General features: G+C 31.4%; 16 protein-coding genes and 2 riboswitches. Of the genes, 8 read left to right on the top strand and 8 right to left on the bottom strand.

What is annotated here, in order from left to right; all coding sequences use genetic code 11:
* Window positions 1-21: 21 nt before the first annotated feature.
* Window positions 22-1,863, bottom strand: coding sequence for an asparagine synthase (glutamine-hydrolyzing) (gene asnB / locus A7L45_RS20075; protein ID WP_071614425.1), 1,842 nt, complete (start codon window positions 1,861-1,863; stop codon window positions 22-24).
* A gap of 172 nt (window positions 1,864-2,035) precedes the next feature.
* A riboswitch (Lysine riboswitch) is annotated at window positions 2,036-2,207 on the top strand.
* Between the two features lie 186 nt (window positions 2,208-2,393).
* Between asnB and A7L45_RS20070 the strand changes: the two genes are divergently transcribed.
* Together A7L45_RS20070 and lysA are read left to right on the top strand one after the other, a co-directional pair.
* Entirely contained in the window at window positions 2,394-3,593 is a 1,200-nt protein-coding gene (locus A7L45_RS20070) for an aspartate kinase (RefSeq protein ID WP_071614424.1), read from the top strand.
* Window positions 3,594-3,622: 29 nt separating this feature from the next.
* Window positions 3,623-4,921 (top strand): diaminopimelate decarboxylase, encoded by a 1,299-nt coding sequence (lysA, locus tag A7L45_RS20065; RefSeq protein ID WP_071614423.1) that lies wholly within the window; start codon window positions 3,623-3,625, stop codon window positions 4,919-4,921.
* 581 nt (window positions 4,922-5,502) lie between these two features.
* On the opposite strand, the gene A7L45_RS20060 is transcribed toward lysA, so the two are convergent.
* On the bottom strand, window positions 5,503-6,687 hold the full coding sequence (locus A7L45_RS20060; RefSeq protein WP_071614422.1) for a cation diffusion facilitator family transporter: 1,185 nt from the start codon (window positions 6,685-6,687) through the stop codon (window positions 5,503-5,505).
* 175 nt (window positions 6,688-6,862) lie between these two features.
* Between A7L45_RS20060 and A7L45_RS20055 the strand changes: the two genes are divergently transcribed.
* Together A7L45_RS20055 and A7L45_RS20050 are read left to right on the top strand one after the other, a co-directional pair.
* The gene (locus A7L45_RS20055) at window positions 6,863-8,164 is read left to right on the top strand and encodes a M18 family aminopeptidase (protein ID WP_071614421.1); all 1,302 of its coding nucleotides are present in this window, start codon (window positions 6,863-6,865) and stop codon (window positions 8,162-8,164) included.
* A 165-nt stretch (window positions 8,165-8,329) separates the two neighbouring features.
* Entirely contained in the window at window positions 8,330-16,957 is an 8,628-nt protein-coding gene (locus tag A7L45_RS20050; protein ID WP_071614420.1) for a glycoside hydrolase family 94 protein, read from the top strand.
* Window positions 16,958-17,081: 124 nt separating this feature from the next.
* Here the strand turns inward: A7L45_RS20050 and A7L45_RS20045 are convergent, their stop codons facing one another.
* Window positions 17,082-17,288, bottom strand: coding sequence for a hypothetical protein (locus A7L45_RS20045; protein WP_071614419.1), 207 nt, complete (start codon window positions 17,286-17,288; stop codon window positions 17,082-17,084).
* A 266-nt stretch (window positions 17,289-17,554) separates the two neighbouring features.
* On the opposite strand from A7L45_RS20045, the gene A7L45_RS20040 reads away from it, so the two are divergent.
* Window positions 17,555-17,929 carry a desulfoferrodoxin gene (locus A7L45_RS20040; RefSeq protein WP_071614418.1) on the top strand — a complete coding sequence of 125 codons (375 nt, stop codon included), beginning with the start codon at window positions 17,555-17,557 and terminating at the stop codon, window positions 17,927-17,929.
* A gap of 487 nt (window positions 17,930-18,416) precedes the next feature.
* Window positions 18,417-19,415 carry a tryptophan--tRNA ligase gene (gene trpS / locus A7L45_RS20035; protein WP_187350204.1) on the top strand — a complete coding sequence of 333 codons (999 nt, stop codon included), beginning with the start codon at window positions 18,417-18,419 and terminating at the stop codon, window positions 19,413-19,415.
* Window positions 19,416-20,074: 659 nt separating this feature from the next.
* Here trpS and A7L45_RS20030 read toward each other — a convergent pair.
* The 3 genes from A7L45_RS20030 to A7L45_RS20020 form a co-directional block, all read right to left on the bottom strand.
* Complete coding sequence (locus tag A7L45_RS20030; protein WP_071614416.1) at window positions 20,075-20,764, bottom strand: radical SAM protein; 690 nt, start codon at window positions 20,762-20,764, stop codon at window positions 20,075-20,077.
* Window positions 20,765-20,785: 21 nt separating this feature from the next.
* Window positions 20,786-21,493, bottom strand: coding sequence for a B3/B4 domain-containing protein (locus A7L45_RS20025; protein ID WP_071614415.1), 708 nt, complete (start codon window positions 21,491-21,493; stop codon window positions 20,786-20,788).
* A gap of 102 nt (window positions 21,494-21,595) precedes the next feature.
* The gene (locus A7L45_RS20020; protein WP_071614414.1) at window positions 21,596-21,916 is read right to left on the bottom strand and encodes a DMT family transporter; all 321 of its coding nucleotides are present in this window, start codon (window positions 21,914-21,916) and stop codon (window positions 21,596-21,598) included.
* Between the two features lie 103 nt (window positions 21,917-22,019).
* Window positions 22,020-22,115: riboswitch (guanidine-I (ykkC/yxkD leader) on the bottom strand.
* Between the two features lie 302 nt (window positions 22,116-22,417).
* Here A7L45_RS20020 and A7L45_RS20015 point away from each other — a divergent pair.
* Window positions 22,418-24,013 (top strand): peptide chain release factor 3, encoded by a 1,596-nt coding sequence (locus A7L45_RS20015; protein WP_071614413.1) that lies wholly within the window; start codon window positions 22,418-22,420, stop codon window positions 24,011-24,013.
* A 93-nt stretch (window positions 24,014-24,106) separates the two neighbouring features.
* Here the strand turns inward: A7L45_RS20015 and A7L45_RS23395 are convergent, their stop codons facing one another.
* Window positions 24,107-24,262 (bottom strand): DUF5670 family protein, encoded by a 156-nt coding sequence (locus A7L45_RS23395; protein ID WP_169829622.1) that lies wholly within the window; start codon window positions 24,260-24,262, stop codon window positions 24,107-24,109.
* A 191-nt stretch (window positions 24,263-24,453) separates the two neighbouring features.
* Here A7L45_RS23395 and A7L45_RS20010 point away from each other — a divergent pair, with 191 nt between their 5' ends.
* The gene (locus A7L45_RS20010) at window positions 24,454-24,996 is read left to right on the top strand and encodes an ECF transporter S component (protein WP_071614412.1); all 543 of its coding nucleotides are present in this window, start codon (window positions 24,454-24,456) and stop codon (window positions 24,994-24,996) included.
* A 76-nt stretch (window positions 24,997-25,072) separates the two neighbouring features.
* Here A7L45_RS20010 and A7L45_RS20005 read toward each other — a convergent pair whose 3' ends face one another.
* The gene (locus A7L45_RS20005) at window positions 25,073-26,164 is read right to left on the bottom strand and encodes a GerAB/ArcD/ProY family transporter (RefSeq protein WP_071614411.1); all 1,092 of its coding nucleotides are present in this window, start codon (window positions 26,162-26,164) and stop codon (window positions 25,073-25,075) included.
* Between the last annotated feature and the right edge of the window lie 37 nt (window positions 26,165-26,201).

Raw genomic sequence — 26,201 nt, 5'->3', positions numbered from 1 at the left:
CGTAATATATACTTTTTTTGCTCACTTTAATATAACGTTATACTCTTTAAGCCAAGTATTTACTTGAATTAAATATGCTATAAGTTGAGGCCCTGTCATAAGTTGACCATACCAAGGATTTTTATATGCATTACCACCTGAATCAACTATTTCTTGAACATGCTTTTGGTCTATTAGTTGTAGTATTGGTGATGATTTATCCTTTAGTATATTATTCATAAGCTTTTGAACAGCCATTGTATAACCTGGATTATGAGTTTTTGGATAAGGACTCTTTTTCCTCCAAAGTACATCATCTGGAAGAAGGCCCGTGAGAGCTTCACGTAGAATTCCTTTTTCACGTCCTTTATAATATTTCATATCCATAGGAATATTATAGGCATATTCTACAAGTCTTTGGTCTGCAAAAGGAACTCTTACTTCAAGGCCACTCGCCATACTCATTCTATCTTTCCTTGTAAGCAAGGTTATCATAAACCATTTTATATTTAAATAGAATAATTCTCTCATTCTATGCTCTCTTTGACTTTCACCAGGAACACCTGGAACCTGTCTTAAACTTTCATCATATTTATCTTGAACATACTCTTCTAGTGGAAGACTCTGAAGATCACCAGAGAGTATACTTTTTCTATCATTTACGAATTTTGACCATGGGAATGTAGTCGCATTAATATCTTCCTCGCGTCTAAACCATGGATAACCACCAAAGAGTTCATCAGCGCATTCGCCAGAAAGAGCAACTGTAGAATTTTTTCTTACCTCTTTGCAAAAGAGATATAATGATGAGTCTACGTCAGCCATACCTGGTAAATCGGTAGCCATAACAGCATCTTTAAGATATGAGGAAAGCTCGGGTGTATCAATTAATATATCGTGATGATCAGATCCAATATAGTCTACCATTTTATAAATCCAGTCTGCATCCGTATTTGGTTGAAATTCTGTAGGTTTAAAAAACTTTCTATTATCAACATAATCTATAGAATAGGTGTTCAAGTTAGGCATATTATTTTTCTTGAAATAGGTAGAGGCTACTGCCGAAATTATACTTGAGTCAAGACCGCCAGATAAAAATGTGCACACTGGAACATCCGCAACTAGTTGCCTTTCTATTGAATCTACAAGCAATGAACGTATGTGATCTGTAGTTGTAGATAAATTCTCATCATGTGTTTTAGCAGTAAGTTTCCAATATTCTTTTGTTTTAATACCCTCCTTATTATAAATTAAGTTATGCGATGGTGGTAATTCTTTTATATTTTGAAAGATGCCACTACCAAGAGGTCTTGCAGGTCCAAAGCCGAATAGCTCAGTAAGACCTTGTTTATCAAGGATTGGGTCTACCAACGGATGAGCTAAAAGTGTCTTTATCTCTGAACCGAAAATTAATGAATTATCCTTGAGTGTATAAAATAGTGGCTTAACCCCTAGTGGATCTCTCGCTAAAAATAATGTTTGATGTGTTTCATTCCAAACTCCAAAGGCATAAATGCCGTTTATATGTTTAACACATTCGGCTCCCCAGAAAATAAAAGCTACTAGAAGCACTTCAGTATCAGAATATGAGGTAAAACTAAAACCATTTTCTTTTAATATCTTCCGTACGTCTTCTGTATTATATAGCTCACCATTATAAACGATAGTATAGGTATTATTGCCTATTTTTCTTGTCATAGGTTGTGAGCCGCCTTCTGGATCAACAACCACAAGACGCCTATGACCTAAAAGCGCATGCTTTGAAAAATGAAAACCACCGGCATCAGGTCCTCTTTGTTTTAATGTATCGGTCATTTTAAAAAGAATTCTATTATCTTTTTCAATATTAGCGTACAAATTAATCCATCCTGCAATACCGCACATTTTATCATCTCCTAAATTTAAATAACATTGTCATATATATGTTATGTTATTTATTTTGAAAGGTGTATATAAATAGTATAGGTTAATTTAGAATTCAGTAAAAACTCAGATAATTGACACTTGTACTTCTAAACATATTATGATAAACTAGAGACTAATTAAATAATAAACTACCTAGGGTAGAGGTGCTGTGTCTATTAGTACTTATTTGGAGCATGCAAGCGAGGATAAATAAGAAAAGGAGTTATGGCCGAAGAAAATATATTTGGTAAAATTATTTTCTGGTTTTACACATAATATGTGTAGGGTTGTCACTAATTTATTAGTGGAGAGCTACAAGGTACACGAAGTTTGTGTAAAAATACATATTTTATGCAGCAAGGGTGTTCCTTTGCTGCATTATTTTTTTTTGGAAACATGTATTAACAGTATAGAAGAAAATTTAATAATATTAATTACATAATAAGGATTCGAAAAAGTTGTAAAATTATTAGCTGTTAATAGGCAGCGACCCAGGAGATGATTTAATAATGTCAGTAGTTGTCCAAAAGTATGGGGGTTCATCTGTAGGTACTACAGAAAAAATTAAAAAGATCGCACAAAGTATAATAAAAAGAAAAGATAAGGATACGGATTTAGTAATAGTAGTATCAGCTATGGGAGATACTACAGATGATTTATTATCCTTATCAAAAGGGATAGGAGAAGAGCCAGATAAAAGGGAATTAGATGCATTACTCTCAACGGGAGAAATAATTTCAAGTGCATTACTTGCTATGGCAATTAAGGGACTTGGATATGATGCAATAAGTTATACCGCATACCAAATTGGAATTAAGACTAGTGGACAATATGGTAAGGCATTAATTGAGGATATACATGGTAACAAAATTAAAAAAAGTTTAAAAGAAGGTAAAATTGTAATAGTTGCTGGCTTTCAAGGAATAAATGGAGAAGGTGATATTACTACACTTGGTAGAGGTGGTTCTGATACTACTGCGGTTGCATTAGCTGTAAAGCTTGATGGAAGATGTGAAATATATACGGATGTTTCTGGTATATATAGTGTAGATCCCAGAGCTTATAGCGAGGCTAAAAAATTAGATGAAATAGAATATGAAGAGATGCTTGAACTTGCAAGTTTAGGAGCTCAGATAATGCATTCAAGGTCAATCGAGCTTGCTCAAAAATATGGTATACCTATATACGTAGGATTAAGTGATAGTGATATTAAAGGAACTGTAATTAAGGAGGTAAAAAACGTGAATATGGAAAGTAAACCAGTAACTGGTATTGCAACAAATGATGATGATGTTGCGGTAACTCTTAAGAATATACCTAAAGATGTAAATATATTGTCCACGATATTTGAAGCTATAGGAAGTAAAAGGGTTAATATAGATATGATAAGTCAATCATCACCTGTAGATGGAATGGTGAGTGTGTCATTCACAATTCCTAAAGAAAGCTTAAAGGATAGTTTGAAAATTATAGAAAAATTAACAGGTGATAATAAAGTTATAGTTGATGAGGATATAACTAAATTTTCTATGGTGGGTCTGGGTATGAAGACAACCTCTGGAGTAGCTGCTAGAATGTTTAAGGTTTTTAGTGCAAATGATATCGAGATTAAAATGATTACTACATCAGAAATAAGAATTACTTGTGCAATTAAAACTAGTGATAAACTAAAGGCTATAAAGATTGTTGCAAATGAATTTAATTTATAAATAATATAGCGATATAAGGAGGGATTTATGTGAGATTTTTCGGTAACGTAAAAGATGAGAATAATACGCTAAGTATTGCAGGTGTAAGTGCTCAGGTTCTAGCAAAGGAATATGGTACTCCACTTTACATAATGGATGAACAGCTTATACGAGATAATTGTAGAAGGTTCTATAAATCTTTTAAAGCTAAGAGCGAACATAATAAGGTAGCTTATGCAGGGAAAGCATTTTTAACTATTGCAATGTGTCAAATTATAAAAGGTGAAGGTTTATATTTAGATGTAGTTTCTGGAGGAGAATTGTATACTGCTTATAAGGCTGAATTTCCAATGGAAAACATATATTTTCATGGTAATAATAAAACAATTGATGAAATTAAAATGGCAATAGAACTTGGAGTAGGAACTTTTGTGGTAGATAATCTTCATGAAATGGAAATTATCAATGAAAATGCAAAGGAAAAAGGTATTATACAACGGGTTATTCTTAGAGTAACTCCTGGTATAGAAGCTCATACTCATGATTACATAAAAACTGGACAGATTGACTCAAAGTTTGGATTCACTATATTAAATAATGAACTTGAAGAAGTTATAAGGACTGCTTTAAGTTTAGCCAGTATAAAACTTGCAGGACTTCATTGTCATATAGGGTCACAAATTTTCGAAGTAGAACCTTATAGGGAAGCAGTAAATATAATGATAACTGTAGTTAAACATATAAAAGAAAAGTTTAATTATGATATAGAAGAATTAGATTTAGGTGGGGGATTTGGCGTTTATTATGATGAAGGTGATGAGCCTAAGAAAATAGAAGAATTTTGCTCAGTTATACTCGAGGAGACTAAAGTTCGTTGCAAAGAATATGGAATAAAACAGCCCATTCTTGTTATAGAACCGGGTAGATCAATTGTAGCTAATGCAGGTATAACACTATATACTGTAGGCGCAATAAAGGATATTCCAGATGTTAGAAAGTATGTGGCAGTAGATGGTGGAATGACTGATAATATAAGACCAGCTTTGTATAATGCACAGTATCAATGTGTACTTGCAAATAAAATAAGTGGACCATGTATGGAAGTAGTTACTATTGCAGGTAAGTGCTGTGAAAGTGGGGATATACTCCTTGAGGGTGTTAAGTTACCAAAGGTGAATAGTGGGGACCTCATGGCTGTATTATCAACTGGTGCTTATGGTTATTCAATGAGTAGTAATTATAATAAAATACCTAAGGCTCCAGTAGTTTTAGTTAATGAGGGTAATCACAAAATAATATGCAAAAGACAAACATACAAAGACATGATTAGTAACGAAGTGTGTTTATAGGTAACAAAGTATCAAATTCTCCAGAGTATCTTGCAACATGGGCTTGAAACGTGAAATTGTATTAAGGAATTCTAATATTTTGCTACAATAAAATTCTCTATCGCTCACATTCAACCTCCTGGCTCAGGTTCGCTAGCTTGGACCTCTGGGTAGTCTTCTGGGGTACATAACAATTATTAATTGTTATGTCTCCTGGCAAGCTCACGAGAATTTTATTTCCGCAAAAGAAGAATTTTTAAATTCAATTTTAATAGTTTCTTCGCTTCTTGTTGTAAGTCACTCCGGAGAAACTTATACTATCATTTATTTGTACTAAAGCGTATCTGCAAAAAATAATGAATAAGAAAAGAGTGAAAGATTTAATGAACTGCCCCCTGTCAAGTAGACAGTGAAAATAATTAAAGATTTCAAGTAAGGCGTCTATCATTTGGTAGGCGCTTTTTTATGATAACGGCTATTATTATAATAGTCTATATAGTTTTTGAGAGATAGCGAGTTTATGGTTTTAGCATATTTAGTAAAAATAAAATTAGTAGTTCTTAGCGAAGTGAATGCATTTCTAGTAAAATATACTTTTAATTTTATACTCCTATATAATCCCTATCAATTGTCATAATAGCATTATAATAAGGGTAAGATTTTTTAAGAGCTATATTAATATCATCTTGAAGTTTAAGCTCATCACTTTCTGAAAATTTAGGATCGAAATCAATTACGACATCAAAGATTAAATTTTTATGATTACCTTCGCCTACAATTCTAAAGTCATGAATTGATTTTATTATAGAAAAGGATTTTAATATATTTAAAAGCTCTAATCGCGATGCGTTAACTTCCTTGTCCGTTTTATTTATAGGATCCATGTGAATAACTAAATATAGACTAAATTCATCAGAGATTTCTTTTTCAGCTTCGTCTATAATTTCATGGATTTTCACTATAGACATATCACAAGGGACTTCGGCATGAATAGATCCCATACATCGGCCGGGGCCATAGTTATGTATAACTAAATCATGGCAACCTGTAATATGATCAAAGGATAGTAATTTTGATCGAATTCCGTTTACTAGTTCTATATCAGGTGCTTCACCAAGAAGCGGGTTCATGGTTTTTTTTATAAGCGAGTATCCAGCATATATTATTATAAGGGATACGAGGATACCTATGTACCCATCTAGTGGAAAATCAATCCAAATAGATAAAAGAAGTGATAGTGCAACGCAGCTTGAACTTACCACATCACTTAATGCATCAGTTGAAGAGGCTTCTAGGGCTGAGGATTTTATAGCTTTTCCCATAATCTTATTAAACCTACTAATCCAAAGTTTAGCACCTATTGAGGCTAATATTAGTATAAAGGGTATAAGCTTAAAAATTACTTTTGATGGATGAATTATTTTATCAAAAGAGGTTTTAATAAATTCAAAACCTACTAGAATTACTATAAACGACACTATAAGACCAGAAATATATTCAAGTCTCCCATGACCAAAGGGATGTTCTCTGTCTGCTGGTTTACTAGCTAATTTAAAACCTAGAATTGTAATAACTGACGAAGCAACATCCGATAAATTATTAAAGGCATCTGCTGTAATTGCTATACTGTTTGATATTATTCCTATAATTAGCTTTGTAGTAAAAAGCACTAAATTTAGTACAATTCCAACTGAGCCACCTAGATAACCATAGGAATCTCTCACTTCTTTATTATTGATATCTTGATAATTTTTTATAAATTTTGAAATTAAAAATTTTGATAACATATTTACACCTCTAATTATATAGTATAATTTAAAAAATTAAATTTAAACACATTTTTCATAATTAATTATAGCATTTATTTAGTTTTTATAGAAATAATATGTAATAAATTTGTTATACTAGTAAGAGAGATAAGCAAGGTGCTTATATGTCTTAGCATTAATTGGAGGAATATATATGTCTAAAAAATTAGAATTTGCCCAAAATCTTATTGATTATATTTATGATAGCCCAACAGCATACCATGCTGTAGCAAAGGCTAAAGGAGATTTATGCAAAGCAGGTTTTGTGGAAATTAAAGAAGAAGATAAATGGGAACTTAAAAAAGGCGGAAAATATTTTGTGACTAAAAATGATTCTGCACTAACTGCGTTTGTAGTTGGAAAGGGAGAAATTGAGGAAAGTGGCTTTAAAATTATTGGAGCACACACAGATTCACCAAGCTTTAGAATAAAACCGAGCCCAGAAATGGTAGTAGATAATGTGTATGTAAGATTAAATACGGAAGTTTATGGTGGACCTATATTAAATACATGGATGGATAGGCCACTCGCAATAGCTGGTAGGGTAACTTTAAGAAGTGAGGATATTTTGCATCCTGAAACTAGGCTAGTAAATATTAAAAGACCAATTATGATAATTCCTAATTTAGCTATTCATATGAATAGAAATGTTAATGCTGGTATTGAGTTAAATAAACAAAAGGATCTATTACCATTACTTTCAATGGTTAATGAAAATCTAGAAAAAAACAATTATCTCATTAGTGCTATTGCAAAAGAGTTAGCCGTGGATCTTAAGGAAATTATAGATTTTGATTTATTCCTTTATGAGTATGAAAAGGGATCAATTATTGGACTTAATAATGAATTTATATCAAGCTCAAGGTTGGATGATTTAGCTATGGTACATGCTGGGATAAGTGCAATATCTAGGGGCTCGTCTGTCCAGGCGACAAATGTAATAGTTTGTTTTGATAATGAAGAGGTGGGAAGTTCAACAAAGCAGGGAGCTGATTCAAATATGCTAGTTGATATTTTAGAGCGTATTACAATTTCTCTCCATAAAAATCGTGAAGAGTTTTTTAGAGCTATATCTAAATCATTTATAATATCTGCAGATAATGCACATGCTGTTCATCCTAATAGTCCGGAAAAAAATGACCCAACAAACAAACCATATATTAATAAAGGTCCAGTTATAAAAATTAGTGCAAGTCAAAGTTATACAACTGATAGTAACTCAGATGCAGTTTATGAATTAATTTGCGAAAAGGCAGGTGTGCCAATTCAAAAATTTGTTAATCGTTCTGATGCTAGGGGAGGTTCAACTATAGGGCCAATATCTTCAACTCATTTAAATATAAGGTCAGTAGATATGGGAAGTCCAACTTTGGCTATGCATTCAATAAGAGAATTAGGTGGAGTATTAGATCATTTTTATGTAACAAAATCTTTTGAAGAATTTTATAAAATCTAAGATTAATTAGCTAATTAACATCCATATAAAAAACTCACAATATTTAATTGTGAGTTTTTTTGTTGTTTTTACTAATAATTGAACAATTAGTTGGGGATAATAATTTCAACTAGTTCTAAAACTTTACAAAGTTTATTAACAAAAAGTATTAAAGGGGTGTTTATAATGCCATATGTTATATTAGGGGCAATAGTTGCAATAAGTATTTTAGCTTATATAGTTGTAAGAAAAAATTTAAATCATTATGAAGAAGAAAATTTACTGAAAGATGTACCAACTATAAATGTGAATAGAGAAGATTTGGAAAAACATGCTTTCGAAATAGCACGTCATTACTCTGATGTAAAGAATACTAATTGCAAAAAAAAGCTTATTAGTAATTTAGATGGAAGCTACGCAAAAATTTTAGAAGGCTACGAGAAGATAGACAAAGAAGGTAAAAATAAAAAAGAGGTGTTACCTGCTGCAGAATGGCTTTTGGATAATCTTTATTTAATAGAAAAAGAATACAAAAGCATAAAGTATAATATGCCACAAACATATTATAAAGATTTACCAGTAATATATAAGGGAGTTATTAAGGGATACCCAAGAGTTTATCATATTGCCATTGAAATAGTATCTCACACTGATGGTAGAATGGATGAACATGTAATTGAAGAGTTTATTCGTGCATATCAAAAGAATGCCGTGTTGACGTCTGGTGAACTTTGGGCTATACCTATAATGCTCCGAATAGCCTTAATCCAAAATATTAGTAAGATAACTGAGAAAATTGTTAAAGCAGAGGAAGATAAAAAAGAGGCAGAATTAGTTGCAGAGAGGTTAATTAATGCTTTTAACGAAGATAAAATAAATCTAGAATTATCGCTTTTAAATAATCAAAAAAATATATTCACTTTGCACTTTACAGAAAGATTACTCAAACTGTTAAGGGACAATGGTATTGATTCTAAGGAGGTTTATGATTTTATAGATGAAAGACTTGGAGCTCAGGACACAAGCTCAGAAAAAATCATAGCACTAGAACATCAAATAGAGGCTAATTTTGAAATTTCTATGGCAAATTCTATTAATAGTATAAGAGTTATTGAAGGTTTAAATTGGAAAAAATATTTTGAAAAGTTAAGTCCGGTAGAGGTTATTTTAAGGGAGGATCCTGCAAGCATTTATAGAAAAATGGATTTTAAGTCAAGGGATAAATATAGACATGAAATAGAAAAATTATCTAAACACACAAAACTTGCAGAATCTTATATAGCAAAAAAAGCAATCGAATGTTGTTATGATAGTAAAATACCAGAAAATAATACTTATAAAAACCATGTAGGTTATTATCTAATAGATGATGGACTAGATGAATTAAAGAAAAAAATAGGATATAAAAGTACTGGCATGGAAAAATTGATAAACAGCGAAAATAAAAATATAGTTAATTTCTATATAAGGACTATTGGTATAGTTACTTTACTAATAGTGGGTTTAATTATTGTAAGTAGCTTATTAAATGATAATGATAAAGATTTATGGAGATATATATTGGCTGTAATTGTTATATTAGTACCATGTAGTGAAATAACAATCTCAATTTTAAATTGGAGCATAAGTCTTTTATGTACGACATCGTTTATTCCCAAAATAGATTTCGAAGAGGAGATACCAGAAAAATTTAGTACAGTTGTAGTAATTCCTACTTTACTAAATAATACTTCTAGGGTAACAGAATTAATAAAGGACTTAGAAATATACTATTTAGCTAATCCGCAAAGTAATCTATTCTTTGCACTTCTTGGTGACTTTAAGGATAGTGATACTAAGGATGAAGTGTCCGATAAAGGGATAGTTGATGTTGGACTTTTAGAAATAGAGAAATTGAATAAAAAATATTGTATACCAGGGAAAAATATATTTTTCTTCTTAAATAGAAGGAGACAATATAATGAAAAAGAAAATAAGTGGATAGGATTTGAGAGAAAACGTGGAAAACTTATGGAGTTTAATGAATTTTTAAGAGGTAAGCAGAATACTAGTTACAATGTAATAAGTAATAATGCAGAGAATCTCAGAATGGTTAAATATGTTATTACTTTAGATTCAGATACAAAACTTCCAAGGGACTCTGCTAGAAAATTAATAGGGGCAATGGCACATCCACTTAATAATGCTGTTATAGACAGTGATAAAAAGCGAGTAAGCAGAGGATATGGACTAATGCAACCAAGAATAGGAGTATCTATTCTTAGTGCAAATAAAACTATATTTTCAAAGATTTTTTCTGGCGAAACAGGTATAGATATTTATACTACCGCGGTGTCTGATGTATATCAAGATTTATTTGGGGAGGGCATTTTTACTGGTAAAGGTATTTATAATGTGGATGTCTTTAACTATATGTTAAGGGATGAAATACCTGAAAATACTGTGTTAAGTCATGACCTGCTCGAGGGTTCATATGTTAGAACAGCATTAGTTACCGATGTGGAGTTTATAGATGGATACCCATCATATTATAATGCTAGTTCTATGAGGTTACATAGGTGGACTAGAGGGGATTGGCAATTATTACGTTGGCTTAAAAAATCTTCACCATTAAACAAAATATCTAAATGGAAGATATTTGATAATTTAAGAAGAAGTTTGCTTGCACCTTCCGTTACAATTTTGCTTATACTAGCTTTAGGTGGAATATTGCCAGATAGTACGGATAAATGGGTTATTGCAGCTTTTGTAGCTATTTTAGCTCCTATACTTTTTGACGTAAGTGAAGCTGTAGTTTCTCCTGCTTTAGGGGTAAGTTTATCGGGCAAAATCGCAAATAGCAAGATGGCTATTGAACAGGTGTTTTTGATTTTTTGTTTTATACCTTATCAAGCGTATATGATGACGGATGCTATAATTAGAACATTATACAGGGTACTAATAAGTAAAAAAAACTTATTAGAGTGGCAGTCAGCAGCAGATGTTGAAGTGAAAGTAGGGAGAAAACTTAAAAATTTTATAGAGGCTATGTGGGTGGGCAGTGCAATTTCAGTTTTAATTTTAATTATATCATTTAATGCAAGTATGAGTGTTGGATTTCTTAGCATACCTTCTTGTGTCATTTGGTTTTTAAGCCCCGTAATTGCATATGCTATAAGCCGTGATAGGGAGTTTGAATCTTTTGAAATTACCAGTAAAGAAAAAAATTACTTAAGAAAATTAAGTAGAAAAACTTGGGCTTACTTTGAGGATTTTGTAAATGATGAAAACAATTGGCTTGGGCCAGATAATTACCAAGAAGAGCCACCTAATGGAGTGGCTCATAGAACTTCACCAACCAATATGGGAATGGAATTAACCTCAAATTTAGTTGCATATGATTTAGGGTATATTGGAATTATTAATGTAACAAGTAGAATAGATAAAATTATGATGTCGATGGAAGATCTGGATATGTACAAAGGCCACTTTTATAATTGGTATGATACTAAAACTAAGACGCCACTTTTTCCTAGATATATTTCTACTGTTGATAGTGGTAATTTAGTTGGGTACCTTTGGGTAGTTGCGCAGGCGTTAGATGAATATTTGAGGGCTCCATTGTTTAATCATGCTCAAATTAATGGATTGGAAGACACGATGAGACTTGCCTCTGAAGAGGTAGGAGTATCGCAAAAAGTTAAGGATTTATATCATGGCATATTAAATAGAATAGAGAGTGATACAATAGAATTTAATTGTTGGAAAACTATACTTAGAGATTTATCTAGTAAGCTTGTAGAAGTGGGAAGAAATGAATATTGCATGGAATCATATTGGAATAAAAAACTAAAAAATGATGTAGGTGGGTATCTAGAGGAAATAAGTGAACTATTTCCTTGGTTTGATTATGCCTTTGACAAAGACTCTGATTTAGAACTTACTAAATCTATGAGGTATTTGCTTGAGGGGGCAACAATAATTAGTATCCCAGAAAAAACAACAAATATATTAAATATGTTAGATGACAAATTGAAAAATGATAGACCGTTATCAAAATTAAAAAGTTTGTTACAACAGACAAAAGAAAAAACTCAATTTCTTATTAACAAAATAGAGAGCTTAAAGGAAAAATTAAATGCTATGGCAGAAGCCACTGATTTTAAGATGTTATATGATGAGGATAGGGAACTGTTAAGAATTGGTTATGATGTGGAGAATGATAATCTAGGTAAGAGTTATTATGATCTATTGGCTTCTGAGTCAAGGCAAGCTAGTTTTGTCGCTATTGCAAAGGGAGATATTCCTAAAAAACATTGGTTTAAACTTGGAAGATCTATGACAAATATGGGGAAAAGTAAGGGCTTAGTTTCTTGGAGCGGAACAATGTTTGAGTACATGATGCCACTGCTTATAATGAAAAATTATCCAGGAACAATGCTAGATGAAACTTATAATGCTGTAATCGGTGCACAAAAGCAATATTGTAGTGAAAGAAGGGTACCTTTTGGTATATCTGAATCCGCATTTTATAAATTTGATTTAAATTTAAATTATCAATATAAAGCATTTGGAGTGGCTGGAGTAGGATTAAAGTCAGGACTTGAAAATGAATTGGTTATTTCACCATATTCAACTGTCATGGCACTTCAAACTGACTTTAGAGGAGCTTACGACAATCTTAAAAGACTTACGTGTGAAGGCCTCGAGGGGAATTACGGATTTTATGAAGCTGTAGATTATACTAAAAACAGAATGTCTAAAGATGATCATAAGGCTATAATCAAGTGTTTTATGATTCATCACGAAGGTATGAGTTTGATGGCTTTAGATAATGTATTATTAAATAATATTTTACAAAAAAGATTTCATGCATTACCGAAAGTAAAAGCTACAGAGTTATTACTCCAAGAGAAAATTTCTAAGAGGGTAGTATATGATAGGGAACGTAAATTTAAGGTGTTAGGCACTCCTGTAGGAAAACAAAAGATTATTGTTAGAAAGTATACTACAGCAAAAACAGAAACTCCGGAAACACATTTAATTTCAAATGGAAATTATTCACTAATGATTTCTAATAGTGGAGCAGGATATGCTTTGCATGATAAAACTATGATTTATAGATGGAAGGAAGATGTTACAAAAGATAATACCGGTATGTTTGTTTATATCAAAGATACTGACAAAAATGAATTTTTTAGTGCGGCTTATGAGCCCTGTAAAAGGCCAAGTGATAGTTATGAGGTGACCTTCGCATTAGACAAGGCTGAGTTTGCAAGGAGTGATAAAAATATTGCCACTCGTATGGAAATTACTGTGGCTACAGAGGATAATTCAGAGGTAAGGAGATTATCAATTACAAATAAAAGTACTATAAGTAAAAATTTAGAGATAACAAGCTATTTTGAGATAACTCTAGCTCATTACGATGCAGATATAGTACATCCAGCATTCGGCAATTTGTTTGTGAAAACGGAGTATGTTGATAATCCTAGTTGTATCATTGCAACGAGAAGGCCGAGGTCTAAGGGTGAGAAACAGCCTTGGCTTATGCAAACCGTCGCAACTGAGGGAAATACTATTGGAACTATTCAATATGAGACTAGCAGGGCTAATTTCATAGGTCGTGGTGAGAACACAATGCATCCTATAGCAATGAAGGTAGATTTATTATCTAATACTGTTGGAGCTGTACTTGACCCTATAATAAGTATAAGAAGAAGAGTTAAAATTAAACCTGGTGAAACATGCATTATAGCATTCACTACGTCAATAGCTAATACAAAAGAAGAAGTGATAAGTTTAGCTAAAAAATATAGTGAATTTCATAACATAAATAGGGTATTTGAACTAGCGTGGAGTCAAACTCAGGTAGATATGAAATACTTAGGCATAAAATCTACTCAGGCAAATTTATATCAAGTTATAGCTTCCAAAATTTTATTTTTAAATTCTACTTTTAGACAAAGAGAAAAGTATATAAAAAATGTAAAAAAAGGACAATTTACCCTTTGGGGATATGGCATTTCAGGAGATTTACCTATAATTCTTCTAATAGTGCGTGAGAGTAAAGATAAAGATTTAGTTCGTCAACTTATAAATGCTCATGAATACTTAAGCCTTAAAGGATTAAGAGTTGATTTGGTGATAATAAACCTTCAAATGACCTCATATGATCAGCCACTACAAGCTGATATTAGGGATTTAGTAGGTGGAAGTCACTTAAGAGATAAAGAAAACAAACCTGGTGGACTATTTATACTTAATAAGGCTAATATTAAAGATGAAGATATAGATCTATTAATAGCTATAGCTAGGTTGGTTATAGATTCATGTAAGGGAATGTTGGTATCTCAAATTCAAAATAAGAACAAGAGATTACAGAAAATACCGTTGCTTCAAACTTTAAAAAAAGAATTCATGTTTAAGGAGCACAAGTTTAATATAAAGCCATTAGAGTATTTTAATGGACTCGGTGGTTTTGATGTAGAAGGTGAAAATTATACTATTCTACTTAAAGATTTTAATAATACCCCAGCACCATGGATAAATGTAATTTCAAATGGTAATTTTGGATTTCATGTGTCAGAATGTGGATCAGCATATACATGGAACAGCAATAGTCGGGAAAATAAAATTACGACTTGGTCCAATGATTGGATAAGTGATGAATGCTCAGAGGCTATATATTTGAGGGATGATAATAATGGAGATATATGGAGTATTACACCTAAACCTATAAGGGATAGTGGAGAATACTTAATAGAACATGGTTTTGGATATTCAAACTTCAAACATGAGGTTTTTGGTATTATGGGTGAAGTAACTATGTTTGTGCCAAGGTCGCATAATGTTAAGTTATGCAAGATAAAACTAAAGAATAATAGTGATATAGCAAGAGATATAAGTATAACCTATTATGCAGAACTCGTAATGGGTGTAGTACCTCAGCATACTGCTCAGCACATAGTTACTTATTTTAATGAGGAACAAGAATATATATATGCAACAAATTGTTATAACCAGCATTTTGGAGAATTAAAGTCTTATTTGAAACTATTTGGAGGTCATCAGCAAAGCTTCACTGGTGATAGGAGTGAGTTTTTAGGAAGAGGAGGAAGTGTTGAGAATCCGGAAGTTCTAAAGAGAATAAAACTATCAAACAATGTTGGAGCGGGACTAGATCCATGCCTTGCAGTTACTTCTAAAATTCATTTAGATCCTAACATGGAAATAGAATTAATAGCAATGCTTGGTGAAAATGAGAATTTAGATAATATTTCAAAGGTCGTAAAGGAATTTGAAGATTTTAAGATAGTGGATACTGAATTAGAAAATGTTAAAAAATATTGGAATAGGATACTTCATACGATTCAGGTTAAGACACCAGATAAGAGTATGGATTTAATGCTTAATGGATGGTTAATGTACCAAACTATAGTATGTAGACTATGGGCGAGAACTGCTTTTTATCAATCTGGCGGAGCATATGGATTTAGAGATCAACTCCAGGATGTTATGTCACTAAGCATGATTGAGCCTAGTATGACAAGAAAACAAATTTTGTATAGTGCTTCGAGGCAATTTGTTGAAGGGGATGTACAACATTGGTGGCACCCCGTTGTAGATAGTGGAATAAGAACAAGATTTTCTGATGATTTATTATGGCTACCATATGTCACTATGGATTATATAAAAAATACAGGCGATTTTGATATCCTTAATGAACAAGCGGAATATTTAATGGATACACCACTTGCAGAAGGTGAAGATGAAAGATATAACATTTCAGGAAAGACAGATTTTACAGGTAGTATATATGAACACTGTATAAAAGCTATAGAAAAAGCCCTTAAATTTGGACCTCACAATATTCCTCTTATGGGAAGTGGAGATTGGAACGATGGAATGAGTACCGTGGGTAATAAGGGTAAAGGTGAAAGTGTATGGCTAGGATGGTTCTTATATGATATATTAGAAGATTTCTCAAAGGCTTGCACATACGAAAATGATGATGAAAAACTTAAGAAATATAAGGATATGAAAGAGTATATAAGAATAAATCTAGAGGATAATGCATGGGATGGTAATTGGTATAGAAGAGCATATTTTGATGATGGTACGCCACTTGGTTCATCGCAAAATGAGGAATGTAAGATAGATTCTCTATCTCAATCTTGGGCAGTAATATCTGGTGCTGCAAATAAAGAAAGATCGACAGAGGCTATGAAGTCATTAGAACGTTATTTAATAAAAGAAGATAATGGCATGATATTACTATTAACTCCACCCTTTAGTAAATCTTCTCTGGAGCCCGGTTATATTAAAGGTTATGTTCCTGGAGTTAGGGAAAATGGTGGGCAATATACACATGCAGCGACTTGGGTAATACTTGCTTTTGCTAAACTCTATAAAGGTGATACAGCGACAAAGCTCTATAACATGATAAATCCTATAAATCATACAAAAACTCTGCCTGAATGTGAGAGATTTAAAACAGAGCCATATGTAATGACTGCTGATGTATACGGAAAAGAACCTCATGTAGGAAGAGGAGGCTGGAGTTGGTATACTGGAACTTCAGGATGGATGTATAGAACCGGAATAGAAGCTATTTTAGGTCTTAAATTAAAGGAGGGAAAAGGATTTACTATTAAGCCTTGCGTCCCAGAGGAATGGCCGAATTATGAGATTATTTATAAAAAGGATAATTATGAATATAGAATTGAGGTTAAACGTATTGGAGACAAAGGAATATGGCTTGATGGTAAGTTATGTATTGATGGGTTAGTACCATTTACTGATGGGGTTCATAAGGTTGAGGTTATAATTTAAAAAAACAGATGACTTCTAAAACGAAGTCATCTGTTTTTAACACTTTATAGCTTTAAAAAATTAAATGTCTTTATAAAGAGGATAGTCTTTTTTACAAAAGAAATTAGTATTCTTGAGAAAGAAGTTAGTCTTCTTCATCAACAAACTCTACTCCACCATAGTAGGTATAGTCAAATTCAACATTAGATATATTCATAGCAACTATGGGGTCAGTTACTGGGTCTGGGAGCATAGTAGAATCAGTTTCGGAATAAGATCTTATATCAGATGGTTCCTGATCATAGAAATCTCTTTCATATGGTGCATATGTTTTTACTTGATCTTTTGACATATTAGTACCTCCCTTTATATTGATGTTATATAGTGTTCCACAGAATAGAAATAAAATGAAGGTAATATTAGGTAGATTATATATAGTATAATCGAATATTACATAGTAGCTTAGCATAAAATAAAAATGCAAATAAAATTGTATATAAATAAAGGATATTCTAAAGGAGGTGTAGAATATATATAATTACTATCAATAAATAACTGTTATGTATAAATAAATATAATTAGTATTTATTGGTTTCTAAATTTAAAGGAGGAATAAAAATGACTCAATCAAGACAAATTTATAAATGTGATATATGTGGTAATATAGTTGAAGTTCTTCATGCTTCAGGAGGAGTTTTAGTCTGTTGTGGACAAAATATGACTCTTAAAGAAGAAAATACTACGGATGCAGCAGTTGAAAAACATGTTCCTGTAGCTGAAAAAATTGAAGGTGGAATTAAAGTTAAAGTTGGAGCAGTTCAGCATCCAGCAACAGAAGATCACCATATTGAATTCATAGAAGTACACACAGAAAATAAAATTTACAGAAAATTTTTAAAACCAGGTGAGACACCAGAAGCTGAATTTAAATTAGAAGAAGAAGTATTATTCGTAAGAGAATATTGCAATTTACATGGTCTTTGGAAAGCCTAGATTTCTTTTATTGTAGACAATTTAAGTAAATAGGTATACTATATTTATAAGACATTTTAAGTTTTATAATGTTATAGTCTATGATGAGAAGCAAGTAAATTTAAAAACAGATTTTTAGAGAGTCGTAGAAGGTGTGATTACGATAATTATGTTTAAATTGAATGGGTCTCTAAGACTCAGGATGAAGTATAGTAGTCCTTGACGTAAGCCTTACGTTATAGAGGTAGGATATCGTAGTGTATCTGTTTGAGAAGAAGCTTTAACATAGTTTCTAAGTATTAGGTGGTACCGTGTATATTCGCCCTATGGATTTATCCATAGGGCTTTTTTCATTTAGCACACTTTAAATAATGAAAAAATTAGATGTTGAGTAGAAAGCATATGAGCAAGTTTTAGTAATTAATTTTAGAATTACTTAACGATGTGAATTGCATTCGAATCAATATATGATTTTCGTTCATTATTTACATTTTAGGAGATGGTTATATTGGAAGATAATAAGAAAGTAATATTTAGTGGAATTCAACCTTCAGGTGACTTAACACTTGGAAATTATTTGGGAGCAATAAAAAATTGGGTTAAATTACAAGATGAATATGAATGCTATTTTTGTGTGGTGGATTTACATGCGATAACAGTAAAGCAAGAACCAAAAGATTTGAGAAGAAGAACTTTAGAATTATTAGCTATTTACTTAGCAGCAGGTATTGACCCTGAGAAGAATACCATGTTTATTCAATCACATGTTCCTGCTCATAGTGAAGCAGCTTGGCTTTTAACTTGCTCTACTTACATGGGAGAATTAAGCAGAATGACACAATATAAAGTTAAATCACAAAATAGTGCAGGAAGTATAGGAGCAGGGTTACTTATTTATCCTGTGTTAATGGCTTCAGATATTTTATTATATCAAAGTAATTTAGTACCTGTAGGAAAAGATCAACTTCAACATCTTGAAATTGCTAGGGACATAGCTGAGAGATTTAATAAAACATATAGCGATACATTTGTAATACCTGAACCATATATAGGTAAAGCAGGAGCTAAGGTAATGGATTTACAAGAACCAGCTAAGAAGATGTCTAAATCAGGAGAAAATGTTAATGGATTTATTTTAATAATGGACCCACCAGAAGTTATAAGAAAAAAAGTAAATAGAGCAGTTACAGATAGTCTAGGGGTAGTTAAGTTTAATGATGAGCAACTAGGTGTTAGGAACTTAATGACAATATTGATGACTATAACTGGGATGTCTATTGAAGAGATAGAAGCTAAATATGAAGGGCAAGGTTATGCTCAGTTTAAAAAAGATGTAGCAGAAGCAGTAGTTTCAGAGCTTGAACCTATACAGATTAAAATTAAGGAATACATAGGTAAAAAAGCATATCTAGAAGAAATTTACAAAAAAGGAGCAGAAAAGGCTAATTATGTTGCAAATAAGACATTAAGAAAAATGCAAAAGAAAATAGGATTTATTCCTAGATAAGGTGAAAAACAGTTTCTTCTAACGATTCATCATGCAGGATATTCTGATAGTAGATAATTCGTTAACATACTCTAAGTTTACTCCATGGAAAAGTTCCTAACGCACTTATTCGACGTCCTGTCTCAGAAGTGCTAGCAGTCCGTCCTGGACTGCTTACGAAACTTTTTCATTACATAAACAAGCGTATGTAAAACTTATTATATACTATCTATCATACTCCTACATGCTTTCATCTTTATGATTATAACGTATATATTCAGATCTAAACACTTAAGCTATTTTACTCAAATGTGTTAGCCGTTAGGCTGTCAGGCTTACGAGAACTTTATATTGGTAAAAGAAGAATTTATAAATGGTATTTCAATAGTTTCTACGCCTCTTTTGCAAGTCACTTTGGAGAAAACTTATTCAATTATCTAAAGCATATTGTGGGAAGTGCAAGAGAATAATTCTTAGATGAAAATTCAATGTTACTTTACTTCGTTTTGCAAGCTACTTTAAAAATATTACACACTATTATTAATTGATCCTTGCGGATAGTGCACTCTGTATATATAGTGAAAGTAGCCTAATATTAAGGATATAGGTATAGGCATATAAAAACCGACTTATCTATTTAAGAAGAGTCGGTTTTTTTTATTTTATATTATAATGTCATGCTACTTATTAAGTAATGCCTTTGAAATGGCATGAAATTTTTCATCACTTATTCCGAGTTTCTCTTTAAATCTGTCATCGTCCATTCTTTCAATAATTATCTTGTCTGGTGATAATTCATCAATAATATTTCTTAACTTGGAAACGGCCTCTTCGCTGTCATTGTATCCCTTGAGAATTGTTATCTCTAATATAAACTTACCCTTGTATTGTTTATTGAAAGAGATCATACTTGATATATGCTCATGGAAGCTATAACCATCAATAGGGCGTTGAATCTTTTGAAAATCCTTATCCGTAATAACTTTTATTTCTCCAATTACTTCATCACATTTATTGGCTATTTTCATGTATTCAACTCTACCCAATATATAACCGTTTGAAAGTAATCTCACTGCCAATCCTTTACTTTTCACTAGGTTAATAACATTTTCAATTTTATCATTAACCAGAGCTTCTCCTTTAGAGTTTATAAATACTAAATCCACTTCATTATTCATTAATTTATGTTCCAGTTCATTTAAGGATTCAGAAATATCCGAAAATGTTTGTTGTGTGTCTATTTTGTTGTGTGACCTTCCAATAGGGCAAAATATGCAATCAAAGTTGCAATACTTTTCTGGTAATATATTCATCTCAAGAACCCGCTTACCATCCTCAATATAAATATCCTTATAACTAAAATTACTCATTTATAAACCTCCTAAATTAATTTAATCAATTTGCACATTCTTATTATTTGTATCTAAAATTGATATCTGAGTTTCTCCTCCTAAATTATTTTTTACTAATGTTTCTAATTCTTTTAAAGCATTTTCAAATTCCACTTGTCTTTTTTCATCAGTCAATTCAATACATAAAAAAGCGTTATTTGTTTTTTCAGTTAATATGGTTCTTAATGATTCTCGCCAGTTCCAGCATCTGCAAATCGCTCCAGCATTGTCTTTATATACAACTTCCCCTTCATAAGGGGGTGAATTTTTATCTGTTCCAAGTGGAACAAAGTCTTCATCTCCAATTGCTTTTGTTAATCTTATATCGCCGTTAAATTTGTCTATATCCTCACCACCGCAAGGCAGCGCGTATCTTAATGAAATTGAATTGTATATGTCAACCAATGGATTAATATTTCCAATATGATTTCCTTTATCAACTCGCTTTAATAATGCTTCTATAGATGACCTAGCACCTTTTTTGCTTTTGAATTTTTGAAATGATTCTCTCCATATTTTTATTACTTCGTTATTGCTAAATTCTTCATTTTGCAAATATTTTAAAGCTTCTTTTTCAGCCCTTAAAATCATATCAAGGTATCCTTCTTGATTTCTTATGGTGTTATCTATTCCATGACAAATAACAACTCCAATCTTTGCATTAGGGAATAAACCCCAAAAACCATCTTCAATTATAAAATTTTTCACTAAAATTCCTCCTTATTAATAGGTATTATTCTGGGTTTCATCTAAATCATTTACTGGTATAAATAGCATTTGATTTGAATAACATTAAGCTAATATAAATTGTTATTTTATCGTTATCAGTTTTAAACCAATGATTCCAATTACAATTAATACAACGCAAATAACACGCATAATATCAATTGGCTCTTTAAATAAAATAACGCCTAAGACCACTGTGCCAACAGTTCCTATGCCAGTCCAAACTGCATATGCAGTTCCAAGTGGTAGACTTTTTAGAGATAATGATAAAAAGTAAAAACTTGTAATCATTCCTATAATGGTTAATAAACTGGGTAATGTTTTCGTGAATCCTAGCGAATATTTTAACTCGATTGCCCATGCTACTTCAAAAAATCCAGCTACCACTAAATAAATCCATTCCATAGTTACCTCCTCCTAAACTAAATTTAGAATAAATTATAAGAATATTTCATAGCATCATTTAAAGTGAGAAAAATAAAAAAGCCTTAAGAAATATTATTATAATATCTCCCAGGCTTTTGTCCTTCCGTGAACACAGATAACTGTGCGTTTTCTCTTGGACCAGCCAGTTATAAACTGCGGAACCCTAGAAAACTAAATAAATATTAAGTTTTATATAAGTTTTAACTCATATATTAATATAAACATAATAAATTAGGTAAGTCAATTTATTTTTTTACCTCCGATAATATTAGTAATATTTAAATAAATTTCACTTAAAAGAATTTTATCCTGCTACCATTATAAGTACAACCTTAGTTGACAGATATGTGTATAAAAGCTAAAATTGATAGGTAGAGATTTGATAGGTGAAATTTTAGAATCACTAGGAGTTAAGCTAGTGATTGTAGGAATATATATATGCGTTTACATAATTTGAAGTATAAAAAAGGAGAGGATACCTTGGAGGATTACATAAAACAGATTAAAAAGAGAAGAACGTTTGCTATAATTTCTCATCCAGATGCGGGTAAAACTACACTGACGGAAAAGTTATTATTATATGGTGGTGCTATAAGGCTTGCAGGTTCAGTTAAGGCTAGAAAAGCTTCTAAACATGCAGTTTCTGATTGGATGGAAATAGAAAAACAAAGAGGTATTTCTGTTACGTCTTCAGTTATGCAATTTAATTATAAAGATTTTTGTATAAACATACTTGATACCCCAGGGCATCAAGATTTTAGTGAAGATACATATAGAACGCTTATGGCAGCAGACAGCGCAGTAATGATTATAGATGGTGCAAAAGGAGTAGAGGCACAAACAAGAAAACTATTCCATGTATGTAGCATAAGAGAGATTCCTATCTTTACTTTTATTAATAAGATGGATAGAGAAACTAGAGATATATTTGAGCTTATGGAAGAAATAGAAAATGAATTTGGTATTAGATCTTATCCAATGAATTGGCCTATAGGTTGCGGGGTAGATTTTAAAGGCGTTTACGATAGGCGTACAAAGGAAATTATTGTTTTTGATGATGGAAAGCATGGGCAAATAGAAGTTAAGGAAACAAAGATTAATGCTTTTGATGAAAAGGCAATTGAGCTTATTGGCGACGATTTATATAATAAGCTTATGGAAGATATGGAACTTCTAGATGTAGCTGGTGATGATTTTGATTTAGAGAAAGTAGCTAATGGTGAGCTTACTCCAGTATTTTTTGGTAGTGCCTCAACTAACTTTGGTGTTGAACCATTTTTAGAAAGCTTTTTAGAATTAACATCACCTCCATTACCAAGAAATTCGAGTATAGGGAAAATTGATGTTTATAGTAAATACTTTTCTGCGTTTGTTTTTAAAATTCAAGCGAATATGAATAAGGCTCATAGGGATAGAATTGCTTTTATGAGGATTTGTTCTGGAGAATTTGAAAAAGGCATGGATGTTTATCATATGCAAGGCGGTAATAAAATAAAACTTGCACAACCTCAACAATTTTTAGCACAAGAGAGAGAAATAGTAGATACAGCTTATGCAGGAGATATTATTGGAGTTTTTGATCCAGGTATATTCAGTATAGGGGACACTATATGTTCGTCCTCAAATAAATTTGAGTTTGAAGGAATACCAACTTTTGCGCCAGAACATTTTGCAAGGGTGAGAACTGTTGATACTATGAAGAGAAAGCAATTTATAAAGGGAGTAACACAAATAGCTCAAGAGGGAGCAATCCAAGTATTTAAGGAACTACATATAGGAATTGAACAAATTGTAGTTGGAGTTGTAGGAGTGCTTCAGTTTGAGGTATTAGAATTTAGACTTAAAAACGAATATAGTGTAGATATTAAAATTGATAGGTTAGCATTTAAAAATATAAGATGGATTGAAAAGAGTGAAATAGATAAAGAAAAACTTAACTTAACTAGTGATGCTAGATTAGTTAAAGATTTTAAGGACAGGGATCTATTATTATTCCAAAATGATTGGGGTATTAGTTGGGCATTAGAGCATAATAAAGGTTTAATCTTATCGGATGTTAGTAAAAATAATGATTAAGTATATGTCAGGGTATTTTAGGTAACTTAATTAAAAATAAATAAAATGAAAAGTCTCTTGAAAATATTTCAAGAGACTTTTTTGCATTCAATTTTATAAATTTTTTCTTTTACTAAATAGAATGTCAATTATAAATACAACTGCAGCAACTATTAGTAATATATTAATTAAACTTCCACCTTTACTAAAAAGTACTCCCATTAACCAAAATAAAACCACAAATCCACCAAGCCATCGCAAGAAAGTCATATGAATACCTCCATTTATCAAAATAACTAAATATTATATAGTATTTAGTATTTCGACAATGTATATACAATATATTAAATTATTATTTTAAAAAGCGTATGGATACATTTGAAAATAAAAAAGTATTGTATATAATGGTATTAGAGAGAATCTTAAAAAAATATTTAAGCGAAAACTTTAGGGGGAGAATGATGGAAAGTAGTAACACGTCTATTAAAACTATTGATATAGTACAAATTAGCCTTATGGCAGCTATTATATATATTGCTACATATTTAATAAAAGTACCAGTGGGGAATAAGGCTGTATTTCATATAGGGGATAGCATGGTATATTTATCTGCCTTGTTACTAGGAAAGAAAAAAGGTGTTATAGCGGCTGCACTTGGTATGACTTTATTTGATTTATCAACACCGTGGTTTTATTGGGCGCCTTTTACATTGATTATAAAAGGAGGAATGGCATACATAACAGCTATGATTGCATATAGGAAGGGATATAAAGCAGATAATTTGTGGAATAATCTATTTGCATTTATAGTAGCGGGTGTATGGATGGTTTTTGGGTATTTTCTTTCAGGCCTTGTAGTATATAAGCTAACAACTAATAACGTACTACTTGCATTTGTGGATATACCTCCAAATATTGGTCAAGTTATAGTTGGTATTGCTCTTGCATTGCCATTATCATTAACGCTTGTTAAATATAATAAAAATCATGGATTTATAAATTAGTAAAAAAGGCTCATAATATAATAAATTCTGAGCCTTTTTTACGTATATTTAAAAAGTGACTAAACCTTATAAATGCTTATTTTAGAGTAAATGTCCTACTATTTATTTTTGTTTTAAAGTAGAATATACTGAAAATTATTGTTGGTATTAATATAAGGCTTATCACAGAAAAATAAACGTAAATGTTTAAAAATTTATATAATAATACTACTTTTGCAGAAAGGAAATAGGAAAATATGAATACTAATAATGTAATAATATATATTGTGTATTTGTTAAAGAAGGAAAGCCTTTTTATTAGGATTAGTATAGCATTTAGTACTAATACATATTTTATAAACCATCCGCCAACCATTTGAAGCATTACAAAGAATTCACCACCCTCTATAAAACTAAAATAACTAACTAACTGAGTTTGTATAAGTTTAGGGTAGTTAATTCCGAGGACTCTAACTAATGAGAAGGTAGTTAAGAGACCAATATTTGCGAAGATCTCCATTTGTATTACAATCAGTATTGCAATAATGGAATGTTTTATGATTTTGGGTTTATGACAAACATTTGATAAAAATGGAATACAAGCAGCTATACCACTATAACATCCCAGTGCTTTTATTACTGATAAAATAAAAGATTGAGTTACGCCATTTGCCATTATAGGAAGTAAGTAATTGTATTTTTTATATGGAGCTGTAAGAACCGCTAAAATTATTCCTGCCACCATTATAAGTGAAATACCAATTATAACAACTATAGTTATTGCTCTAGTACCTTTCTTTGTTACATAAATTGCTGGCATTAATATAAACAATAGAAAAAACCAAGTTGGAGTTTCCTGTAGCAGATTTACATGTATTGCATTTGATTCAACTGAAGCACTTTCCATTAAACTTACAATTAGACTTAGGATAAATAAAATTAAAAAAATATCACCCATAGTTTTACCGATAGCTTTATGATATATTTCGTCCATATTATAGCAACTGTTTTTTTTGCAGATGTAAAGTATATAAATAAAATAAAGGAATATTAATATAGAGGCAATTATAACAGAAATCCAGGAATCACGTCCTCCATTTATAATAAATACATTGGGGTAAGTTTTCATTGCTACAATAGATGTACCCCAAATTATGAACATCAAATGTTTTGTATTAAGCTTATCCATTTTATCTCCTCATCATTTCAGTATTTTTATACTAACA

Origin of the sequence: Clostridium estertheticum subsp. estertheticum (assembly GCF_001877035.1) — a bacterium.
Classification (GTDB): domain Bacteria; phylum Bacillota; class Clostridia; order Clostridiales; family Clostridiaceae; genus Clostridium_AD; species Clostridium_AD estertheticum.
The sequence above is the reverse complement of the archived record's forward strand: the minus strand, read 5'-3'. Positions and strand labels throughout refer to the sequence as shown.

What these genes read in the sequence shown, in the direction of transcription:
- asnB (WP_071614425.1), bottom strand. Translation starts at nt 1,863, where the DNA reads ATGTGCGGTATTGCAGGATGGATTAATTTGTACGCTAATATTGAAAAA.
- A7L45_RS20070 (WP_071614424.1), top strand. Translation starts at nt 2,394, where the DNA reads ATGTCAGTAGTTGTCCAAAAGTATGGGGGTTCATCTGTAGGTACTACA.
- A7L45_RS20060 (WP_071614422.1), bottom strand. Translation starts at nt 6,687, where the DNA reads ATGTTATCAAAATTTTTAATTTCAAAATTTATAAAAAATTATCAAGAT.
- A7L45_RS20055 (WP_071614421.1), top strand. Translation starts at nt 6,863, where the DNA reads ATGTCTAAAAAATTAGAATTTGCCCAAAATCTTATTGATTATATTTAT.
- A7L45_RS20050 (WP_071614420.1), top strand. Translation starts at nt 8,330, where the DNA reads ATGCCATATGTTATATTAGGGGCAATAGTTGCAATAAGTATTTTAGCT.
- A7L45_RS20045 (WP_071614419.1), bottom strand. Translation starts at nt 17,288, where the DNA reads ATGTCAAAAGATCAAGTAAAAACATATGCACCATATGAAAGAGATTTC.
- A7L45_RS20040 (WP_071614418.1), top strand. Translation starts at nt 17,555, where the DNA reads ATGACTCAATCAAGACAAATTTATAAATGTGATATATGTGGTAATATA.
- A7L45_RS20030 (WP_071614416.1), bottom strand. Translation starts at nt 20,764, where the DNA reads ATGAGTAATTTTAGTTATAAGGATATTTATATTGAGGATGGTAAGCGG.
- A7L45_RS20020 (WP_071614414.1), bottom strand. Translation starts at nt 21,916, where the DNA reads ATGGAATGGATTTATTTAGTGGTAGCTGGATTTTTTGAAGTAGCATGG.
- A7L45_RS23395 (WP_169829622.1), bottom strand. Translation starts at nt 24,262, where the DNA reads ATGACTTTCTTGCGATGGCTTGGTGGATTTGTGGTTTTATTTTGGTTA.
- A7L45_RS20010 (WP_071614412.1), top strand. Translation starts at nt 24,454, where the DNA reads ATGGAAAGTAGTAACACGTCTATTAAAACTATTGATATAGTACAAATT.
- A7L45_RS20005 (WP_071614411.1), bottom strand. Translation starts at nt 26,164, where the DNA reads ATGGATAAGCTTAATACAAAACATTTGATGTTCATAATTTGGGGTACA.